The 20215-nt window shown below is 49.3% G+C and carries 14 protein-coding genes and 1 pseudogene; 4 read left to right on the forward strand and 11 right to left on the reverse strand.

Annotated elements, in window-relative coordinates; genetic code table 11:
* Positions 1 to 482: 482 nt before the first annotated feature.
* Both ABOC97_RS23165 and ABOC97_RS23170 read left to right on the forward strand, forming a co-directional pair.
* Positions 483 to 1240: pseudogene (locus ABOC97_RS23165) on the forward strand (IS3 family transposase); the annotation flags it as partial.
* 567 nt (positions 1241 to 1807) lie between these two features.
* Positions 1808 to 4927 carry a hypothetical protein gene (locus ABOC97_RS23170; protein ID WP_349602153.1) on the forward strand — a complete coding sequence of 1040 codons (3120 nt, stop codon included), beginning with the start codon at positions 1808 to 1810 and terminating at the stop codon, positions 4925 to 4927.
* Between the two features lie 313 nt (positions 4928 to 5240).
* Here ABOC97_RS23170 and ABOC97_RS23175 read toward each other — a convergent pair whose 3' ends face one another.
* Entirely contained in the window at positions 5241 to 7973 is a 2733-nt protein-coding gene (locus ABOC97_RS23175; protein WP_349602155.1) for a restriction endonuclease, read from the reverse strand.
* A gap of 591 nt (positions 7974 to 8564) precedes the next feature.
* Between ABOC97_RS23175 and ABOC97_RS23180 the strand changes: the two genes are divergently transcribed.
* Entirely contained in the window at positions 8565 to 9413 is an 849-nt protein-coding gene (locus tag ABOC97_RS23180) for a DMT family transporter (RefSeq protein ID WP_349602157.1), read from the forward strand.
* A gap of 369 nt (positions 9414 to 9782) precedes the next feature.
* On the opposite strand, the gene ABOC97_RS23185 is transcribed toward ABOC97_RS23180, so the two are convergent.
* Together ABOC97_RS23185 and ABOC97_RS23190 are read right to left on the reverse strand one after the other, a co-directional pair.
* Complete coding sequence (locus ABOC97_RS23185; protein ID WP_349602175.1) at positions 9783 to 10484, reverse strand: DsbA family oxidoreductase; 702 nt, start codon at positions 10482 to 10484, stop codon at positions 9783 to 9785.
* A gap of 65 nt (positions 10485 to 10549) precedes the next feature.
* Positions 10550 to 11656 carry an alkene reductase gene (locus tag ABOC97_RS23190; protein WP_349602159.1) on the reverse strand — a complete coding sequence of 369 codons (1107 nt, stop codon included), beginning with the start codon at positions 11654 to 11656 and terminating at the stop codon, positions 10550 to 10552.
* A 214-nt stretch (positions 11657 to 11870) separates the two neighbouring features.
* Here ABOC97_RS23190 and ABOC97_RS23195 point away from each other — a divergent pair, with 214 nt between their 5' ends.
* Entirely contained in the window at positions 11871 to 12200 is a 330-nt protein-coding gene (locus tag ABOC97_RS23195) for a thioredoxin family protein (RefSeq protein ID WP_349602160.1), read from the forward strand.
* A 29-nt stretch (positions 12201 to 12229) separates the two neighbouring features.
* Here ABOC97_RS23195 and ABOC97_RS23200 read toward each other — a convergent pair whose 3' ends face one another.
* From ABOC97_RS23200 to ABOC97_RS23235, 8 genes are all read right to left on the reverse strand, one after another.
* Positions 12230 to 12568, reverse strand: a complete 339-nt coding sequence (locus tag ABOC97_RS23200) for a carboxymuconolactone decarboxylase family protein (RefSeq protein WP_016246488.1) — start codon at positions 12566 to 12568, stop codon at positions 12230 to 12232.
* A gap of 16 nt (positions 12569 to 12584) precedes the next feature.
* The gene (locus ABOC97_RS23205; protein WP_349602162.1) at positions 12585 to 13154 is read right to left on the reverse strand and encodes a TetR/AcrR family transcriptional regulator; all 570 of its coding nucleotides are present in this window, start codon (positions 13152 to 13154) and stop codon (positions 12585 to 12587) included.
* Between the two features lie 155 nt (positions 13155 to 13309).
* Positions 13310 to 13867 (reverse strand): OsmC family protein, encoded by a 558-nt coding sequence (locus tag ABOC97_RS23210; protein WP_349602164.1) that lies wholly within the window; start codon positions 13865 to 13867, stop codon positions 13310 to 13312.
* 563 nt (positions 13868 to 14430) lie between these two features.
* Positions 14431 to 16428 (reverse strand): heparinase II/III domain-containing protein, encoded by a 1998-nt coding sequence (locus tag ABOC97_RS23215; protein ID WP_349602165.1) that lies wholly within the window; start codon positions 16426 to 16428, stop codon positions 14431 to 14433.
* A 20-nt stretch (positions 16429 to 16448) separates the two neighbouring features.
* Entirely contained in the window at positions 16449 to 17723 is a 1275-nt protein-coding gene (locus ABOC97_RS23220) for an MFS transporter (RefSeq protein WP_349602167.1), read from the reverse strand.
* 299 nt (positions 17724 to 18022) lie between these two features.
* Positions 18023 to 19006: a PTS sorbitol transporter subunit IIB gene (locus tag ABOC97_RS23225; RefSeq protein ID WP_349602169.1), complete on the reverse strand. Its 984-nt coding sequence runs from the start codon at positions 19004 to 19006 to the stop codon at positions 18023 to 18025.
* Complete coding sequence (locus ABOC97_RS23230) at positions 18997 to 19218, reverse strand: hypothetical protein (RefSeq protein ID WP_349602171.1); 222 nt, start codon at positions 19216 to 19218, stop codon at positions 18997 to 18999. The genes ABOC97_RS23225 and ABOC97_RS23230 overlap by 10 nt, the downstream gene beginning before the upstream one ends.
* Positions 19218 to 19736: a PTS glucitol/sorbitol transporter subunit IIC gene (locus ABOC97_RS23235; protein ID WP_349602173.1), complete on the reverse strand. Its 519-nt coding sequence runs from the start codon at positions 19734 to 19736 to the stop codon at positions 19218 to 19220. Before ABOC97_RS23235 ends, ABOC97_RS23230 begins: the two co-directional genes overlap by 1 nt.
* Between the last annotated feature and the right edge of the window lie 479 nt (positions 19737 to 20215).

Consider the following 20215-nt stretch of genomic DNA (forward strand, 5'->3'; position numbering starts at 1 on the left):
TTTAAATAGTGGTGCCCGGACTCGGACTAACGCCGAAGGCGTTTGAACAACGCGCTTGTCGCGTTGGCCCCGGAGGGGTGAGCCACTTTAGTGGCGAATCATCGAACCAATTTCGATGAAGAGTCCGGAACGCCAGAAAGCAAAAACCCAGCCATAGGCTGGGTTCTTTAAATAGTGGTGCCGGACTCGGGATCATGAATGCGATTAAGACATTGGTTTTCAAATGCTTTTTATGGTGTTTATCGCAAGCAGAGCCCCCACAAAAGCCCCCATAAAAGTCTCGCTTTGGTTTTGTGATGGTTATCACGATATAAACGCGGTTAAGGAGAGAGGGGGTTATGTGTCCAAGTCTGTATATGATACCGGAATGGATTGGTTTAGAAACATTACGCAGCCTTTAGTTTACCGTTTGAAGTGGTTTACTGAATTTGGCCACCTGAATAGAGGTGATATGCTCACCTCAGAACAATACAGGTGCACCAATGAAAAGAAGAAATTTTAGTCCTGAATTCAAACGCGAATCCGCTCAGCTGATTGTCGATCAAAACTACACCGTCTCTGATGCCGCTAAGGCTATGGATGTCGGTCTTTCCACGATGACAAAATGGGTCAGGCAACTGCGTGAAGAGCGTCAGGGCAAAACACAAAAAGCCTCTCCGATTACACCGGAAAAAATCGAAATACGTGAACTGAAGAAAAAGCTACAACGTATTGAAATAGAAAACGAAATATAAAAAAAGACTACCGCGCTCTTGATGTCAGACTCCCTGAACAATTCTCTATAATCGGGAAACTCAGGGCGCGTTATCCTGTGGTCACTCTCTGCCATGTGTTCGGGGTTCATCGCAGCAGCTACAAATACTGGAAAAACCGTCCTGAAAAACCAGACGGCAGACGCGCTGTATTACGCAGTCAGGTACTTGAGCTACATGGTATCAGCCACGGTTCCGCCGGAGCGAGAAGCATCGCCATCATGGCAACCCAGAGAGGCTACCAGATGGGACGCTGGCTTGCTCGCAGACTCATGAAAGAGCTGGGGCTGGTCAGTTGCCAGCAGCCGACTCACCGGTATAAACGTGGCGGGCATGAGCATGTTGCTATCCCGAATCATCTTGAGCGGCAGTTCGCAGTAACAGAGCCAAACCAGGTGTGGTGCGGTGATGTGACCTATATCTGGACAGGTAGGCGCTGGGCGTACCTCGCCGTTGTTCTCGACCTGTTCGCAAGAAAGCCAGCGGGCTCCCGTAATATCACGTTTGACTATGATATTAAGACTCCCGGGGAAATCGTCGTGAGCAATATGCATCATATAAAAACAGCGAGGGGTAATGCTGCTGATGAGATTATCAAAAAAAGTTTTTTCTTTGTTCATGAGGATACCGGACGTCAGTTACGATTAAGCCCTCTGGGCAATGCCTGGCTCCTGGGAAATCCGCAGTCGCCCTTTGCGCTGTGTGTTAACCAGAAATAATGAACGGACTGCTTTTCTGTCTGCCCCGGACGTGGCCTGAACTAGGTCCCGGCGGTCTGACGCCTCAGTGGCCCAACGACCCCTGTTGATTTTCCAGGTATAAACTCTTCTTTTTGTGCTCCCGCAGCAATAATCGCCTCATCGCAACAATCACCTCTCTTTAGTGACTCTGTTGCAATAATCCTTATCTTCACTTTCTGAGATCCGAAAAATACAAAACCGGATAACAGGATGACGAAACGTGCATGAAGGGAGTTGAGAGACATTTTTTCAGAGAAAAAATGGCCCCTAACGCTTATTATCCTCGATATTTCTTATGGATAATGCAGGATATCTATGTTTGGAAAACTCCTCATAAGTGTCTCATGGCAGGTCAGGGCTGAGTTGCGCCGTAGCCTGAAGTCGAACCGGGATTACAAAAAACTACGCTGGAACCCGATAGAAAAAGTTCTGGTTTCCAGCTCCACCTATTACATCCGGGCTATGCTGGTTCTTTGGTTCACTGCAGTCGGTGCTGTTGCCGTAGTCGAGTATTTTCGGCCTGTATTACATCCGTTCGCTCTGCAGCATTTTAAAGGGATTACCCTCCTTTCAGGATGGATGTCTAATTTACTGGGCAGCCAATTGACTATTATCGGTATTGTTTTTCCGCTGGTCGTGGGTCTTATCAGTGTTCTGTTTCAAAAGAAATCAGCCAGGATCCATATCCAGTCCGCGTATCAACTTCACTCCGGATATATGTTCGCAGGCCTGAGTGGCCTGTCACTTGCCGCATTTATTGTGTTAGGCGGCATAACTTTATCAATTGGTGACAGATATCTTAATACCGCTTTCGCCGTTACCGCTTTTGTGTGGATGCTTTTCAATATTTTCCTGTCTATCTGGTTCTTTGTCTCCAGTCTGAATGTTCTGGATGAGAACAAGCGCGATCGTCTTATGAATAAGTATTTTTTGTCACAAATAGTGGATGACTACATTCAACACGCCTATATTCTGGCGTGGCTCCGCTATCCGGGGGGTAACATAGGTGAAAATTACCTGGATGGTATTAAAATACTACCTTATTCAATATCTGAAAAGGATGATATGACCCATGTTAAATTTGATATCAGTAAAAATAATGTTGTTACCGATATCTATATAAGACCTCTGCTATTCCTGCTGAGAAGACTCAAAGCGGTGGATGGACAGGATGCGGAAATTATCATTTTGCCCTCTTTTGGTGTGCGTTCGGATGAACTGACGGTATTGTCATTAAGAGGCATCATGCCTGTTTCAGGATTATGGCTGTGGCTATGTCGACGTTGCATAGTGACAGGGCATTCTGAGAATAAAAGGGATCTGGATGATATTACTTTTGATTTCTTTGGTGAGGCATACGATGCACTTAACGATAAAAATATCAGTGTTTTCAGGTCAGGTGTTGAACGATTAACGGATACCTACACCTCTATTAAACGAAGTTACAATTACGGGGACGATAAAAATTATCTGGATGAAGTAAAAGAATCGGGATTTAGCCATACATTCAGTGATTCATTCCATTATGAATTGAGAAAATTTGTTCGTGAAACCGTAAAATCAACAGAATATTCAGGCGAATATTTCCGTGAATCTATGCCTATTCCATTGCATGTGTACAGAAAAACACAGAGCACTCGTTTTACCGATTTCAGACAATTTTTACTTTCTCTTTTCAGGGTCTGGCATGTGTTAAACGAGTGGAAAGCGGGACTCGGGGGCACCCTATCGGCCAGCCAGGAGCAGACTCACCAGGCGCTTATTCGCGAATTTATCGGTCTGTGGGAGGGCTGGAGTATGAACACGATCATTGGCAAACCCGGGAGTGAAGATTCTACCGGCCGTCTGATGTATCATCTGCATAGTACCGCCAGGCTGCTTATCCCGTCAGTGGTCGCCGATAATGTTTCTTCCGTACGATATGCTCACGACGTTCTTTGCCTGTGGTTTAACCAGAGCCGGTTTACACGTCACTGGGAGGAAGAGTACCGCTGGCACAGTTTCTTCCTGACTCCGGATTATCTGTCTCTGGAGGAAACAGATCCGCAGTGGGCAATGTTACTCAGGGGAAGCCCATATAAAAAAGAGGCGGCCTTATCCATTTTGTTTGCAAATGCCTTATCTGATTTGCGTCTGTTGATGGCAGGCTATCTTATTGCGCATTTCGAATCACAGGAAAAGACAGATTTAGCCGATCTTGTAAATCATCTCATAACGTCTGAATTATATGAAGAAAGGGAAACTCATGAGACGCTGACGCCTGCATTCAGACGTTCTGTCGATATTATTGATATGATACTGAGAATTGAGCACTGTAATCTTCATGCGAGTACAAACTGGTACAGCGGGTTATCAGAAACCATTGAGGTTATGAACTCATATAATGAAAGATCCTACGTTCCGGGGCGTATGTATACAGGAGTCCATGAGGATTTAGGGAGCCTCTATGGAGCGTTTTCCTTGCTGGCTATAAAGCTCGCCAGACCAGCTGAGCAGATTACACAGCGTGTTAATGACGCCCTGGCGGGAGGGTTGTTTTCCTATTTCAGTAAAGTCCGAATAATTTCTGTTCTTGAACGCCTGAAACGTGATCCTTCAGTCCCTTATGAAGGCTATATCATTTCAGAAGCGGATTATGCAGCGAACGTGGTTTTCTTTAATGACGTGCTGGACAAATACATTGAAGTCTTCAGTCGCAGCAAAGCGACAGATATCGTTGCTGCCGAAGTTGATCTTGAACGTCTCAGAAATACCGACACTCGTCTGACAAAAGAACTTCCTGGGGCATTGTCTGAAGAGACTCTGCTTAACTACTTCACTTTTTCTCAAAATTCAGAATGCGATCGCAACTGGCTGGTGAGATACATTCCTGTAAGTGTTCCCAAAGATTATGTTGCTAGAGAACTTAATCGTAATTTCTACGGAGATTTTCCGTCTGTATCAGATGTAAGGACAAATATTCACCACAGACTGCATAATTTACTGTGGCAATCACAGGCTAAATTAACGATGGAAGTCAAAAACCTCGAAACACTGTTAATGAAAGTCGCGCAACGGTCCGCCGATCAGCAGAATTACATACTGGTGAGCTACGGTTCCCGCTTTAGCGAAGAACTGAGGGAACTGGTTTATCAGCCGGAAAGGCATGACGCGTTTAACATACAGGTTGATATGTCAGCCAGAGGTAGCCGCGCTCTGCCCTTCAGGATCAATAACTGTCTTATTTACCTTGTCCTCAATTCCGAAAAGGAATTTTCGGTAATGGTCAGCGCGGAATCCTTCGGTGAACTCAGGCTGTTCAGGTACCCGGATGGAACCCTTTTTAACACCTTCTACCGCAGCAGCGACGATCCACTTGAAGGAGTGATGACAACGCTCTGGGAAATGGAGATGGAAATCACTGGTCCCCTGGTGGCCCGGTTTGAACATAGCTGAGCAAATGTACGGCGACCCTTAATGGGGTCGCTGTTAAATTGCTTTAGAGTTAATCATAAATTCAAATCTTAGCGATTCATGCAACAATTCACATATCGCAACAATTCACTATTTTTTGTGCTTATCCTGCAATAATCCGTCTTTTCCTCTCAGCAGATCCGAAAAGCGGTAAAGTCGGATCTGGACTGACTAATCGTATGGAAGGGCGAAAGAGATACGGCAGGAAGGAAGATGGGAATGGAAGGTCCGTTTTGAGCGAAGAGCGGAAGTATCAGCCTAAAATATAGGCTCAGCAAAACTGAGCCTGATGCTTTTATTTGCTTGGCCGTCCTGGAGGGGTCGGGATAGACGACGACTCGACCCCCTCTTTAATCCATGATGACCATTGTTTTAAAATACCACCATTTCTTATTTTTGACCCTTCAGACCAATTTAAACCGTATTCTTCTGATATTCTTGCAGCAATATCTTTAGAGCTTATATCAGAATTGTCTTGCATTATTTCAATGCATTTCAAAAGCGATTTTTCATTTTTTGCAGCTGCCCAAATTGCTTCTTTATGCCCACCTGATTTTTGAATAATATCATTGTTTTTAAATACAATATCATCCTTAACCGTTACGAGTTCAAACCTCTTTAATACTGAAAGTTCATTTCTACCTATATCTATGGCTCTAGTACCGCTATAAGGAATACTATTAATTGCATTATAAGTAGCAAACGGTGATACCGAAACGGAGAAAACCTTCCCTCTTTGTTTACCTCTACGAGCTAATCCCTCTCTGTCCGAAACTGGTGCTCCCATATCCTGAACAATGAGATTACTACCTGCTCTCAATAAATACCCCGTGTAAACAAGATAATTTGTTAGTCGATTGGCATAAGTATTTCTAGTGTTTTCTCCAAATTTATCTTTTGGCATGCAATCTATAAATATTTCACGTAGGACATCTACAGATATAGTTTTACCAGAATGGTTTTTATATAAAGCAACCTTCAATGCATGTTTGGCTAACGTTTCCCTGAGGATACTAAGTATAGAGTCTTCATCATTAGAACAAAGCTTTTTGCTGTTTTTGAAGGCTGTACCGTCGCGTTCCGCTAGCCCCAACATAACAAGATCCGCCCCAATGTTCCAAATCGTTCTTTCATGAAGGCCTATATTTTTACTAAGGATTGCTGAATCTGTAAATTCATTCTCTTTTAACATTTTACATATATTTATTAAAGAGAATGGATCTGATGTCGGTATATAATTATAGGGTACTACTGGAACTTTTCCAGTAAGAAGGTAATCTTTAAATATATCCCAATACACATTAAGACGATCACCGCTTTTAATAACCAGTCGTTTGTGGACAAGATTATTTAATACAACAGTACCTGACGTCTCGATTATTTCGCTCCAATCAGCAGGTGCATTCTGTGCAATGAGTTTTAGACAAACCAACTCTTGAGGGCTTAAGTTATTTAAATCTGCTTGGAAAAGACGTCCGACATCAAGATCAAGAAGAAACGAATCTGTTTTCTCACCCTTTTTAATACTTTCATATAAATTAATACATAATTTCTTTAAAAGCCAAGGATACCCCTGACTAACCTCAGAGATTTGATGCCTTATCTCAGCAGATATTTTTTGGTTAATCTCTTTTTCAAATTTAGTTATTGATCTTGATATTTCGCCTCTTTCGAAAACATCTAACCTATATTCTCTTCTATGATCTGCTAGTTCATGCCATAAATGATAAGCAGGATGATCCTGTTGAGTTGTACTATCTGTCTTCCAAGCAAAGCCTAGGACTAAATTTTTCTGATTGCCTGTAACATCTAACATTAAATCCCTTGCAGCATTAAATATTCCAAAGAGCTCTGGTTTTGAATACAACTCTTCAAATTGATCGAATATCAAACAGATAACTTGTTCTTTTTGTTCCAAAGAGCTCAAATAAGATTGTATGCTGCTGGAGTTTAATGGGGAACTTGGATCACTCAAACTCAATTCGATTGGATCACCAAAGCCATTTTTTTGTGCTTCTCTTAATGACATTAATAACGAAGCAAGAATATATGAAGGCTCACGTGCGCCTCGAATATCAACAGCGTAAACAAAATATTTATTTTTGTATCGAATGTTTTTGGATCTATCTCTAAGCTTTGCAATTAAGGAACTTTTCCCAAGCCCAGAGTTGCCTGTTATTGCAAAAATTCGCGTACCTGAATTTTCTTTTGCTGAATTTAGAAATTTTAAAATTTCTTTTTGAGTCGAATCTCTTCCAACGAAATCTTTAGGGCGTGCGGGACGATAATCATCCCAAGACTCACCAATTTGAACTTGAACAACTGAAGGTAATCTAGTGGGAAATATATTAGCTACAACTTTTTCGTTTGTTATACCAACTCGTAGGTCATAATCTGCTACTGTAGTATCGAGAGTTGAGAGATTTTGGATTGTATCTTCGTCATCAATTGGCTTGCCAGTAGAAGCACTGTAAACTAAAACACCGTATGGTGCACCACCTTTCAATGTATACACACACCAGTACATTCCATATTCTGATAACAAAAGAGTCCAATCTCCAAGGTCTTCAGAGTTCTCAACACGGTCTGTCGCTGCAATAAAAGGTGGATTGCAAATGATTGAAGAGTTTTTTAGCGCCTCAATAATAATCGCTGGAGAATAGAAACTTAGACGTTCTGATTTTTCTTTTGGTTTTGATTTCCAATTTTCAACAAACCCCTTGGCATCTTTTGTAAAATCAGAAGTTGTAATTATCCACCCTTCTGAATACTCTTCTACATCCACAGTCCCCCATAACTGCCTTAAAATGGGGGCTGATATTGGCTCTTTTTGAGCTTTACACTCAACATAAATTTTCTTCCCATTAACCCTGTGCTTACAAAGCAAATCCAACTCAGCGCCAACTATTCTTATTTCTTCTATAACATCATAATTCTGTGATAAGAGAAGCTTTTTTGCCAGTTTTTCGAGCAGATCTCCTTTATCTTTATTATTACTGCCTTTTTTACATGCAACTTCAATTTTCATTTTGAGCCTTGTATGAATAATTTTCATTCAGCATAGCTTAATGAAAATGTTCATAACTATGCTCCAAACTATAGATATCCAATACCGCGCTATTTTCATGGATGTTACATAAGGTATCAATTTTTTAAGAAAAAATCATATGATCATCATCACATCAGAGCTCAAAAAAAGCATTTTATTTCAATATCCTAGTCAGTACATCACAGCCTTTGTAAGGTCCTCTCTTGGCACGCAGCGGACATTGTTGACTGAAATGAAGGTCTGCTGTGAGCGATCAGCAGACGTTATACAAACCGTACATACTAAGATCTTAAGAGGTGGATGGGACCACCAATTTGGGTACACACAGCCAAAATCTCTCATTTTATTTGGACCAGAAAACCCTTTTGACAAATAACATGCGACCTATGAAATGATAATATCGGTAACGTAATATTCCTGAGCCATCAGAAACATACGACGATGATGTCTGAAGTTAGCCGTTCTCGTGAGAATATGAGTACCGAATGTAGTGCTTTCTAATCTTTCAAAAATTGGTATAAACTACCAACTAGATGGTAGCTTGTAAATTATTTCATAAGGATTCTCTGAATGGCTAAAACTGCACTCGCCCTGAAAGTATGTCTGGCCATGTTGGCTTTCGCGGCAAACTCTATTCTTTGCCGGTTGGCACTCAAGGGTGGACATATTGACCCTTTTTCCTTCAGCAGCTTGCGCTTGCTCAGCGGTGCGTTGGTTCTGCTGCCTTTTCTGTTTCTTCACACCCGCACCTCCCTGTCCGTATGGCGTCCATTAAGTGGGTTCTATCTGATGGTGTATGCGGTTCTCTTTTCAGTAGCCTACATCCACCTCGATACGGGCGCTGGGGCGCTGTTACTTTTTGGTGCCGTGCAGTTTGCGATGGTGATGTACGGATTATTTAAGGGAGAGTCACTGTCAGTATTGCGAGCAAGCGGTCTTATGCTCGCATTAGCGGGCATTGCCATACTTTTGTTACCCGGAGCTAAAGCACCCCCCATTTTTAGCGCGGTTCTGATGATCGTGGCCGGGTTAGCCTGGGCTGCATATTCGATAACGGGGAGGAAGACACAAAACGCGGGTGCATCCACGGCGGCAAACTTTATTATGGCCGTTCCAATGGCGCTCATTCTTTCAGTGCTGTCTATAAAAGAGGGTCACTACGATTCCACGGGAATTAGTCTGTCATTATTATCAGGAGCCGTCGCATCAGCCGGAGCCTACGTGCTGTGGTACACCCTTTTACCCTCCCTCGCCTCGATTACGGCAAGCACACTTCAGCTCAGCGTCCCTTGCCTTGCCATGCTGGGAGGGGTCGTGTTTCTCGGTGAATCTTTGACTTCCAGAATGGTATTTTCAGCCCTGGCCGTACTGGCTGGGATAGTGATGGTGACCCGGGAAAAGAAACATAAGAGTGATTAGCAAAACAAAGTCATGAATAATTAAGCTGTAAATTCAGATAATTAAATGTTTCTTGCTAATAACGTGCACAGAAGCCCTGTTTTCTCTTCAAATTCCAGACTCACAGTGAAAATGACCGTGCGTAAAATAATCAACCAAAGGCAGGTCATGAAATGAGGTATGGGTATGATGAATATACGAGCAGAAACAACACCGACAGTCTGACCGTCGACGGGGGGCAAGACTACCTGTTAGGCGGTTATTCTGATTATCTGATTCGATATTTAGGTGAGGAGAATATAGAGTCAAACCTGCAAAAGTAAATGCCGCCCGGTGACGGGCGGCTAATGTAGTTATTGTCTGACCGGCGAGAAGCCGAATGTTGACAGACTAAATGCTGCAGCCTTCTGTTCCGCAGGTCTGACCCGCAGTGGCTGAAAACTCGGTTTGCTGCTCATCCCAGACCTGACGCAACGCATTCAAAAAGTTATCTGCGCTCTGAGCTCCGCTGATAGCGTATTTTTCGTTCATCACAAAGACGGGGACACCGCTGACGCCTATGGAGCGAGCATGAGCTTCATCGCCGGCAACGGAGGCACGGAAATCGTCATTTGCGAGAGCGGCTTCGGCGTCGATTTTTGCCATACCCGCTTCAACGGCAAGTGCAACCAGTTCCTGACGGTCGAAGAGAGAGCGACCCTCGGTGATACTGCCACGGTAAAAGCGTTCTTCGACGGCATCCGCTATTCCAGCTCTACGCGCGGCAGTCAGAAGGGTGTGTGCATCTTCGGTATCACCAAACATCATGGTGTCGAAGTTGTAGGTGAGGCCTTCGGATTTACCAGCGGTCGCCACCTGATTCATCATCAGTTCTGCCGAATGCTGGCTACCCAGCTTTTTCACAATAGCGTCTCTGAAAGGCATTGTTGGGGTACCGCCAGCCAGACGGTAGCTGTGATGACGGATCACCACCTGATCGCGAAACTCAAAACTGTTCAGCCCCTGTTCAAATCTTTTTTTAGCGATCCAGCACCACGGGCAGACTAAATCTGACCAGATATCAATGGTGAGAGTAGGTTTAAGCGTTTTCATCATGACTCCTCAAAGATTGTGGGGCAGACGCGTTAACTTCCCGAAGAACGGCGCCTGCACTGGATTTATTCAGCCTGCCAGACCGGATAATCGGTATAGCCTTTTTCCGGAGAACCACTGACGCCGTAGTACGTGGTACGGTCACTTTCTGCCAGCGGCCAGCCGTTTTGCATTCTTTCGACCAGATCAGGGTTGGCGATGTAAGGGACGCCAAACGCCACTAAATCCAGCTCATCGGCTTCAAGTGCCTGTTCGGCGATATCGCGAGTGAAACCACCTGCAGCGATAATGGTGCCTTTAAAAGAGTTGCGGAAACGGCGGCGGAATCCTTCCGGCAGCGGGGCTTTGGTGTACACCGGCTGATAGTAAAGGTGCACATAGGCAAGTTCGCGCTGACCGAGAGCGTCAGTGATGGCTTCCCAGGTTTCCTCTTCCCCCTCATACGGCGCGAGGTCATAAATACGGCCGAAGGGAGAAAGGCGCACGGCAACGTGACTGTTACCCACCGCGTCAGCCACGGCATCAATAGTTTCCAGCAGGAAGCGCTGACGGTTTTCCACGGAGCCGCCGTATTCATCGGTGCGGGTGTTTAATTCGCTGCTGAGGAACTGGTCAAAGATGAACCCGTTCGCCGCCATGATTTCCACGCCGTCAAAACCGGCTTCCATCGCCAGACGCGCGGAATGTACAAAGTCGGCGGTGATGCGTTTCACTTCATGGGTTTCCAGTGCGCGTGGCTGGCTTGGCACAACCGGGCCCGGCTCGCCGGATTCGGTCAGCGCAAAAACAGTGGTATTGACCGCCTGAACGGTGCCCGCTGAAACCGGTGCAATGTGGCCCGGCTGAAGAGTGGTGTGAGACATACGGCCGACGTGCCAGAGTTGGGCGAAAATACGGCCACCTTTGGCATGAACCGCTTTCGTCACCTTACGCCAGCCCTGAACGTGTGCGTCATTGTAAATGCCCGGAGTATAAAGATAGCCACGGCCTTCTTCTGAAACAGGCATACCTTCGGTGATGAGCAGACCAGCGGAAGCGCGCTGTGCGTAATACAAAGCCACGACCTCGTCCGGTACGTCATTCATGGTGCGGGTGCGCGTCATTGGCGCCATGATCACGCGATTTTTTAATGTCATGCCAGACAGGTTGTAGGGGGTGAACAGTGTACTCATCGTGGACCTCACAAAGACAAAAATGGTTTATCCCCACAGGGGAATGACAACGTCCGGCAGACTCACCGACTATCGTCGGATTGCAGTTGCGTAAACATCTGATGGCTGGCACTATACCAACCATCTAGTAGGTAGGTCAACGAAAACCATTACGATATTTGTTTAACGCAACGGCCACCTGCGTAAACGCCCGCGAATCATTGAGGTCATCAACATGCGTAAGTTAACGTCTTATAACGAAGATAATTTCCGGCAGATAGAACAGTACGAGGGAATATCAGTCGTGCGTTTTTCTGCTCCGTGGTGTCCGCCCTGCCAGGCAAGCGAAGAGATGTTCAGTCTGTTTGTAGAACGGCTCGGTGATGATATCCAGACAGGAAAGGTCAATGTCGATCAGGCGCCGGTATTGACGACCAAATATGAAATATGGGGTCTACCGTCGGTACTGATATTTCATGAAGGACAACTGGTAAAACGCATACCGGGTGTAAAATCGCCTGCGGTATATGCGCAGGCAATTGCGGACATAAAAAAAGGGCAATAATGCCCTTTTAAAGAGGAAATATTTAACGCTTAACCGCGAGCCTGGCTTACTGCATCCAGGGTACGTGCTGAATAAATGACAGCCGCGCCCGCATTAAGGTTGATCGCAACGCCCAGTGCTTCGGCGATTTCAGCATCCGTTGCGCCGGCTTTCACGGCAGCGTCAGCGTGGAAGGCAATACAGCCATCACAGCGCGTGGTAACAGCGCATGCCAGTGCGATGAGTTCGCGAACTTTAGCACCCAGAAGATCTGTTTTGTTGCCTGCATTTCCCAGAGCAACCACGCCTTTCATGGTATCCGGGGTTAGCTTGCCGAGTTCACCCAGGCGTTGCATTAAATCTGTGCGGTAATTGTTCCAGTCTAACATTTTGTCAATCTCCGGATTAACGGGTATTAAGGAGCAGCTTTATGTATTTGAGGCTGCTACTAAAAACCTCTGGCCTTGCCGTAGCACGTGCCACGACGCTTGCACCTTCGCAAAGGTTAATGATCATCAAAGCCAGGTCAGAGGGTTCACCTTGCGGCGCAATCTCACCGGCAGCAACTCCACGTGAAACAACGCTCATTAGCCACCCAATCTGCATATCGAAATAGCGCGACGTCTGGTCAGTGATGTTGCTGGGCAGATTGGCTGTTTCAGCTGACAATGCACAGCACAGCGGTAACAGTGATGCGCGATGACTCTGTGCAAAAAGGTCAACATAAGCAGCGATTCTTTGCGCTGCGGTTTTTTCTGAGGCCTCAATCTGTTCAAACACGCGTTGAGTATCCGCCAATGCCTGAATCACCACTTCTTCACCCAGAATATCTTTGGTCGGAAAGTGGTGATGAATGCTGGCCTTGGTAATACCGACGATTTTAGACAAATCAGCATAACTGAATGCCGAATAGCCTTTTTCGCGCATCAGATGTTCGGCCTCACTGAGCAGCCTTTCCCGCGTCATGGTCGTCATAATTGCTCCATATAATCTACTAGTTGGTAGATTATATTCCTGCATTTTTAGGGTAGCAAGGTGTATCACTGACTAACTATTGTTCTGTCCTGATGGTAACGGCCATCCTGTTTTTCGTGATGGCATCGTTAGGTCTTTTACATCAGATCATTCATTCACACTAAGCGTGTAATCATTTCTACAGGGTTAGCCAGCGTGTCATGGATAGGTGAGGTATTTTTCATTTCGCTGACCAGCGCTTCTAACTCCTCGCGACTTGCAGTCTTGCTCGTCAGGTGAACATCAACGCGAATGGATTTAGCACCTTTACGCACAGTGCTGTTGAGGCCGAGGAAGCCATTGAGGTCGATATCGAAATTCAGATCCAACTCAATGCCGTCAAGGTCGATGCCTTTTTCAGCGGCCATCATAGTCAGGGTGGCTGTATAACAACCCGCCAGCGCCTGCATAATGTATTCGGTCGGGCTCATCCCGGTATCGGTACCCAGTAAACCTGCAGGTTCATCCCCGATATTGGAGAATTTACCCACACGGCTGTCATCAACAATACCGTTCTGAATAGTGGCGCCGGTTTCCGTGCGAACGGTTAACCCGCCGTTGGAACGGGCTTTCATCTGGAAAGTCAGATTACCCAGGCCAGGCTGAGTGCGTACGGCTTCACGGGTCATGTGGATAGCATTTGCGGCTGCAGAAGGTTTAACGGTAATAGACATAATGGCTCCAGGGATTTCTTAAGAAAAGAGTGTAGTTATCGTTAGCGACAACCAATCAACTAGTAGGTAGGTTAGCGGCGTAAGCTAGACTTGTCCACTGTTTTATGAAAAAGAGTGCAGACAGCCACGACAAACACTTTATTACACGTTGATTATGTTATTGAGCAGCCTTAACCACAAATAGCTCAATATTGTTGTACATAAATAGAAAACTCAGAAAACCCAACCCTGTTTGACTGGTTATCACGTCGATTTCAACCGACCAACTCCAGTTTATCAGCACCTCAGTTGTGCTTACTATGTCCGCTTCTGGCACGCAGCGGACATGACCTGTTCCACGTTGATTAATACACCGTAATGTTAGTAATGGCTTCCAGCTGTGGTAAAAGCTTCTTATCTATTTTAAATGCCAGGGCACGGATAGCTGGCTAATGCGATTTCCCTTTTCTCTCCGGCCCTGGTAATCAAAAAACCAGCCCTAAAGCTGGTTCTCCTGCTCCGTGTTCGAACGGCCTGACCATGGAAGATAGCGTATCGTCAGGCACAGTCGCCGATATAAGGCATCAGATAGGGTGGGTGATGATCTCCCGCTGTAAATCCGAGGTGATAGTCACGGTGTTTTGCCGCAGCGAGATAACCACGTTACGCATCAGGTCCTCTTCCGCGTGCAGGTCAATGACGTGAACGCTGATGAACGCCGGTGCCCGTGAGCGGGTTTTCAGGTAGCTCAGTGACGTCAGAGGCGGGTTTGCCGGGCCCTGCAACTGGTGGAGTTCTGCCTTCGGGTCACTGCAGGCGCAGTGGATCTGGATTTTTTTCCCCATCAGGGTGCGGAACGGCACCGTGACTGTCCGGCCCATCGGGCTGACGAAGCACTCACTGAAATAAAACATCGGGTCGCTTTCGTCATAATCACGCAGGGGCCGGTAGCTTCCGGTGGTTATCAGCCGTTCGCCGTCAATGTGCAGAATGTTATCCAGCTGACGGCGGTGGGGGTTGGTCACGCGGGTGATATCCACCACCATGTGTTCATACACAATCACCTTCCGGCGATAAACAATGTCCCGGTATGCGTGGGTGTTCCACTCCACGCGGGTCAGGCAGGGTACCTCGGCCGGGGGCTCACGCCAGTCTACCTCGACCGTCACCTCGGCGTACTTTTCCGTCTCTGTAAAGCTCAGTGTCTGTGGACTGGCGGGCGGCTGGTTGGACTCTTCTGCGCACAGGACGTTATGGGTGAGCGTGTTCTTGTAGTAGCTGTAGTGCATCGGTGCCCCGTAACCGGTGGTCCCCATGTCAGGAAGAATGGCCACGCTCTGGTCGTAAATAATGAGCCCGGGCTTATCGTAGTGATCGTGCTCGCCCCCGTAGGGGGTGTGCTTGACGACCACCGCCCGACCCTGATCGGGATTGCGGAAGATGGTGATGCCGTTATCCGGGTCGTGATAATTGCCCGTCTCCCGGACCGGCTCCGTGATGCGCAGCCGCGGATCGCCGTACAGGAAGGCACCCAGGCTGGTCCGGGGCTCCTTGTCATAGATGATGGAGAGCATGCGCGCATAGTTGTCTTCCCCGTAGCAGGCGTAGGCAAACTCGTAAAGGTCAGGATAGGTCACCGTATCTTTCATCGGGATGCAGTCATTGAATGTGGGCTCGGTGTCGTCCGGCATCAGCAGCTTAATGGGCAGGTCGAGCATTTTCCTGTAGTACGGCTGGCTCATCAGGCTGTAGTCCTGGTGGGCATAGCGGACCATGCGCTCAAATTCGAAGAAGCCCTGCAGGGCATAATGGTGATAGTGCAGGGACCCTTCAAACCACAGGCCACCTTTGAGGACTCCACACCTGAGCTGGTCGTGCAGACCCCAGACGGCATTGACGCCGGTCTGCAGGTAGCGGGGGTCATCCAGCACCGCGCCGGTCATGGCCAGCGCACTGTTGATCCGCACTTCATGGTTATGCAGCTGATTCCAGCGCTTACTGATGAGAAATTCGGCGCAGGCCCGGAGTAAATCACGCTCGATGGTGGTCCGCTCTGCCGGGGCCAGTGCGTCATAGATGAGATCGTAGCCCTTCACAAACCCGGACAGACACAGGGCTTCACAGAGCGTCTGGGCATTCATTTTCCCGGGGCCGTTATAGGGGATCCCGCCGTGCTCGGCATAGTCGGGGTAGTAGCGCGCGTACGCCATGAGGATATCCCGTACTATCGTGAAATAGACCTTCTCCCCGGTCAGCATCCAGGCGATACCCAGTTCATAACAGGCCCGGGCGTTCAGATCGTTGAGTTTTCGCCACCAGGCGCCCCGGTACGGTTCCCCCGTCAGAACTTCGTTATCGACCGGGCAATGGTAGGCTTCCGGCGAGAGCCGGTCCCAGATAAGCGGGACGCCATGTTTCGGGCAGTAGTAGAAGAGCTCCCAGCTGGCACATCCTGTTTCGGGGACCAGAACGGGGTGGTTAAGCACGACCTCATTGTCCTTGCGTATTTTGTTAAGGATGCGCGGATCGTCGAGGCTGGCCTGTCTCAGGCGCTGGATATCGGATGGACTGAACTGTTTCATGATACTTTCTCCTGGTGGGGTCAGAGACCCGGGTTAAGGACAGAGTCACGGAGGGGAGCGGAACGGGGAATGCTGAGCAGGGTCCAGAGCAGGACGGCCCCGATAAGATCGAGGAAGCCCAGCACGTCGAAGACCAGGCTATAGCCGATACTGGCCACGGCGGCCCCGATCAGCAGCGTCCCGATAAATCCCCCCACGCCGCCGACCAGCCCGGCGAACCCGGTTACGGTGCCGACCTCATCCTCGCTGAAGAATTCAGCCGACATGCTGATCACCGTGATGGAGGCACACTGGTGGGCGAACCCGGCGACGCAGAAGAGGGTGATGGCCATCCCGGTGGTGGTGACAAAGTTGAGCAGCGGGATAAGCATCATCAGGCAGGCGGCCAGGGTGAAGGTGATGCGTTTGGCGTTGATGAGGGTGATCCCGCGCCGGTTAAGCCACTGGGCAAACAGGCCCGCAAAGAGGCAACCTGCGTCGGCGGTGAGGAACGGCAGCCAGGCGAAGAGGGCAATTTGTTTCAGATCCAGATGGCGGACGGTCACCAGATAGAGGGGCATCCAGAAGCCCAGCGCGGCCCAGGTGGGGTCCGCAAACAGGCGTGGCAGCGAGATGGCCCAGAGGTTACGCCGGGGCAACAGCGATTTCAGCGAGACGCGGCGCGTGACTTTCGTGCGCTTTGCTTCCCGGCCAATCAGGCCGAGCTCCTCTTCTGTGATGAGGCCGTGTTTTTCCGGGGCGCGGTAGGCAATCAGCCAGAGCACGGACCAGACAATCCCGAAGACGCTCGCCACGACAAAGGCGATGCGCCAGTTGTAATGGATGATGGACCAGGCGACTACGGGCGGAGCGAGCATGGCCCCGGCTGAAGTGCCGATGCTGTAGATCCCACAGGCCAGGCCGCGCTCCCGGGGCGGGAACCACTGGGCGGAGACTTTCATTCCGGCAGGATTGAAGGTGGACTCGGTGAGGCCAATGCCCATCCGGAGTATCATCATGGGTATCCAGGAGCTGAAGAAACCGGTCAGCGCGTTAAAGACGGACCAGAGGATGGCCATCATGGCGAAGACCCAGCGTACGCCGAACCGGTCCATGATATAACCGGCACAGACCCCACCCACCGGGTAAGCAAGGTTAAAGGCGGCGGTGATCCAGGCGTACTGCTGTTCGGTGAAGCCGATGTCCTTCAGCATGGTCGGGGCAGCGATACCGAGGGTATTGCGGGACAGGTAGTTAGTGATGGTACCCATCATAACCAGGACAATAATGTACCATCGTAGATTCTTAATTTTCATTTCCAGGGCATCCTTTTCTATCCGTTAATGCGTGAGTTTTGGTGTCCTGCCTGTATAACGCGTGAGCGAAGCCGTTGCCCGTATACGAAATAAAGGCCAGAGACGAAATCGGGTAGTACTGTCAGTCAGGTTATGCGTGGGTTCAGACACCTCCTCGAGCGGTGGTCCTGCTTAGTTTCAGGCAACAGTTATCCCCACCCGGTAAGGGTGTGATGAGTCGTTCACTGTTATTCTTTCGGCCCGGTGCGTTATCCCCCGAGGTCGGCTATTCGCATATCTCCCTCCTCATCAGCCGTGCGTCAGGTAAACAGTCCGGTGGCGCAGAGCCAGCCGATGATGACGGCCAGCGGTCCCGTCAGCTGGCGGGAGAGTAAAAAAGCCGGTACTCCGGCGGCGATAGTGGCCCGGCTGGCTCCCTGAATAGCCAGCCCCACGGGAATGAAATCGCATCCGACCTGCACGTTGATGGCGAACAGGGCGGGTAGAGCCAGGGCGGGAGGCAGGGTCCCGGTCCCGATTTGCGTCCCGATAATCACTCCAGCCATCTGCGAGAAGGCTGCCCCCGGCCCGAGCAGCGGGGACAGGAACGGGAAGCTGCAGATGACCGAGAGCAGCAGGAGTCCCCAGACCGAGCCCACGAGCGGGGTCAGCAGGTGTTCCATAGCGGCCCCCAGGGTTGAGTTTTCGGCGAGGGCCATCAGCAGGGCGATCAGGGCCATAAAGGGCAGGATGTCGCGCAGTGATACCTGGATGGCCTCCCGGGCTGCATCGCGTAACAGAGGGAGTACTTCCCCCACCCACAGGGCCAGACGAACCTCCCCGGCGGCAAGGCACTTAATCCCGCGTGGCGCGGGTGGCGAATGGCGGATCACTGGCCCGGACTCCCGTATGGGCGATGAGACCGGATCGGGCACGGTGTGTATGTCCGCCCGGGCGATTTCGGAGAGGGTCACTCCGGAGACATAGGTGGCATCGGTGATGAAGCTGGCGAGATGGCCGTTGTAGCGGCCCGGCCGGACGTTGATTACCGGAATGCGCTTCTGAGGATAAAGGCCGCAGAGCAGGGAGCCCGGGTCATTGAGCACCACGCAGAGCAGCTGTTCGTCGGGGGGCAGGGTGGAATAGCCGTTGACCAGCTCAGACTCGGTCAGGGCCGCCAGTTCGATGGCGACGGGATGAAAATCCCCGCCTGTGAGACACAGGATGATCCGGCCGCTGCGCAGCGGAAGCCAGAAGCCTGTGCCGCTGCCCCCGGGGCCGGGGGTGATGTGGATCAGCTCCATGGATAGCCCTCCTTGATGATGAATGCGCCCCACAGATCGGCAAGCTCTGAAGTCGGACTGCCCGGATGCAGGACCCCGTCGTGGAGAGGCACATGTGCATGGTCGAAGAACATGACCAGGATGCCGTTCCCGGATAGAGACCCCCGCGCCCGTGAGCGGCAGTCTTCCACGTGGGTTCCCTGCTTGAGGATGAGGGTGTGGTCGCGTTGCATCAGCGTTTCCCTCGTGAGGTGATCCGCTGAAAGATCCACTCTGTGACCATTCCCCGGATAAGGCAGATCAGCACGCCAGTCAGGAGATAGTGCAGGGCCAACGGGGTCACGGGCAGGCCATGGTTCCGAAGTCCGGCCGTAATGCTTAGCCAGGCGACCAGTTCAGGGGTCACTACCCCCGGGAAGGCGGTGGACAGGGGATGGGCAAGGGTGGTGAGCGCATCCTCGAAGCCGGGCTTACTTTTCTCCGGCAACACGACCCCGAGGGCCAGCGCCCCTGGAGCCCGGAGCAGCAACCAGCCAATGACTGGCAGGAGCCCGTAGGTGAGTATCCTGGAACGGCCACAAAGCCGGGCGAGGGCCTCCGTTTGCGAGGTACCTACGAGGCGCAGGGTCACGGTGAGCAGGATCCGCATGAACAGAAATACGGGCAGTATGGTGACGGCCAGCGTGAGAAAATGGCTGCTGGCGCTCTGGATAAAGGTAAGGATGCCATCGTTCAGGCTGAGCAGTTCCATGTCCAGTCCTCTGTCTGGAGAAAAAAAACCGTGGCCCTGGCAAACCGACCAGGAGGAGCCAGCATGGCTGATACAACAGTCAGAGACCCCGGACACAGTGGCGGTACAGACTCAAGCACCTGCTTAGTTTTTTTCAGGGCGAGCGCAGGCGTGGCATTTCAGCCCTGATTATGCGATTCTCAGAAGTTAGATTTGCAGAGCCATTGCTTGCAAAACATACGTTTAGCCTATCGCAATATCCTGTGAATTTAAAGGTGTTTATTTAGCGGTTTGTTGTGATTTGTGTATGTTCATTTAATTCAATAAGTTGGAAGCCACTGGCGCAAAAATGTCTAAACCAGAAAAAGATCTACTCGAAGATATGAATGCTTTCGAATTCGGCCGGAGGCTGACTGATGCTATGTCTGCGACAGATGACACGGTTAGCTCACTTGTTGTCAAAACAGGTATACCTAACTCGACTATCAGGAGTTATCTGA

Origin of the sequence: Kluyvera huaxiensis, assembly GCF_040149365.1 — a bacterium.
GTDB classification, from domain to species: Bacteria; Pseudomonadota; Gammaproteobacteria; order Enterobacterales; family Enterobacteriaceae; genus Kluyvera; species Kluyvera intermedia_A.

Excerpts from the sequence above, each read along its gene's own strand:
- ABOC97_RS23170 (WP_349602153.1), top strand. The coding sequence starts at position 1,808 with ATGTTTGGAAAACTCCTCATAAGTGTCTCATGGCAGGTCAGGGCTGAG.
- ABOC97_RS23175 (WP_349602155.1), bottom strand. The coding sequence starts at position 7,973 with ATGAAAATTGAAGTTGCATGTAAAAAAGGCAGTAATAATAAAGATAAA.
- ABOC97_RS23180 (WP_349602157.1), top strand. The coding sequence starts at position 8,565 with ATGGCTAAAACTGCACTCGCCCTGAAAGTATGTCTGGCCATGTTGGCT.
- ABOC97_RS23185 (WP_349602175.1), bottom strand. The coding sequence starts at position 10,484 with ATGAAAACGCTTAAACCTACTCTCACCATTGATATCTGGTCAGATTTA.
- ABOC97_RS23190 (WP_349602159.1), bottom strand. The coding sequence starts at position 11,656 with ATGAGTACACTGTTCACCCCCTACAACCTGTCTGGCATGACATTAAAA.
- ABOC97_RS23195 (WP_349602160.1), top strand. The coding sequence starts at position 11,871 with ATGCGTAAGTTAACGTCTTATAACGAAGATAATTTCCGGCAGATAGAA.
- ABOC97_RS23200 (WP_016246488.1), bottom strand. The coding sequence starts at position 12,568 with ATGTTAGACTGGAACAATTACCGCACAGATTTAATGCAACGCCTGGGT.
- ABOC97_RS23205 (WP_349602162.1), bottom strand. The coding sequence starts at position 13,154 with ATGACGACCATGACGCGGGAAAGGCTGCTCAGTGAGGCCGAACATCTG.
- ABOC97_RS23210 (WP_349602164.1), bottom strand. The coding sequence starts at position 13,867 with ATGTCTATTACCGTTAAACCTTCTGCAGCCGCAAATGCTATCCACATG.
- ABOC97_RS23215 (WP_349602165.1), bottom strand. The coding sequence starts at position 16,428 with ATGAAACAGTTCAGTCCATCCGATATCCAGCGCCTGAGACAGGCCAGC.
- ABOC97_RS23220 (WP_349602167.1), bottom strand. The coding sequence starts at position 17,723 with ATGAAAATTAAGAATCTACGATGGTACATTATTGTCCTGGTTATGATG.
- ABOC97_RS23225 (WP_349602169.1), bottom strand. The coding sequence starts at position 19,006 with ATGGAGCTGATCCACATCACCCCCGGCCCCGGGGGCAGCGGCACAGGC.
- ABOC97_RS23230 (WP_349602171.1), bottom strand. The coding sequence starts at position 19,218 with ATGCAACGCGACCACACCCTCATCCTCAAGCAGGGAACCCACGTGGAA.
- ABOC97_RS23235 (WP_349602173.1), bottom strand. The coding sequence starts at position 19,736 with ATGGAACTGCTCAGCCTGAACGATGGCATCCTTACCTTTATCCAGAGC.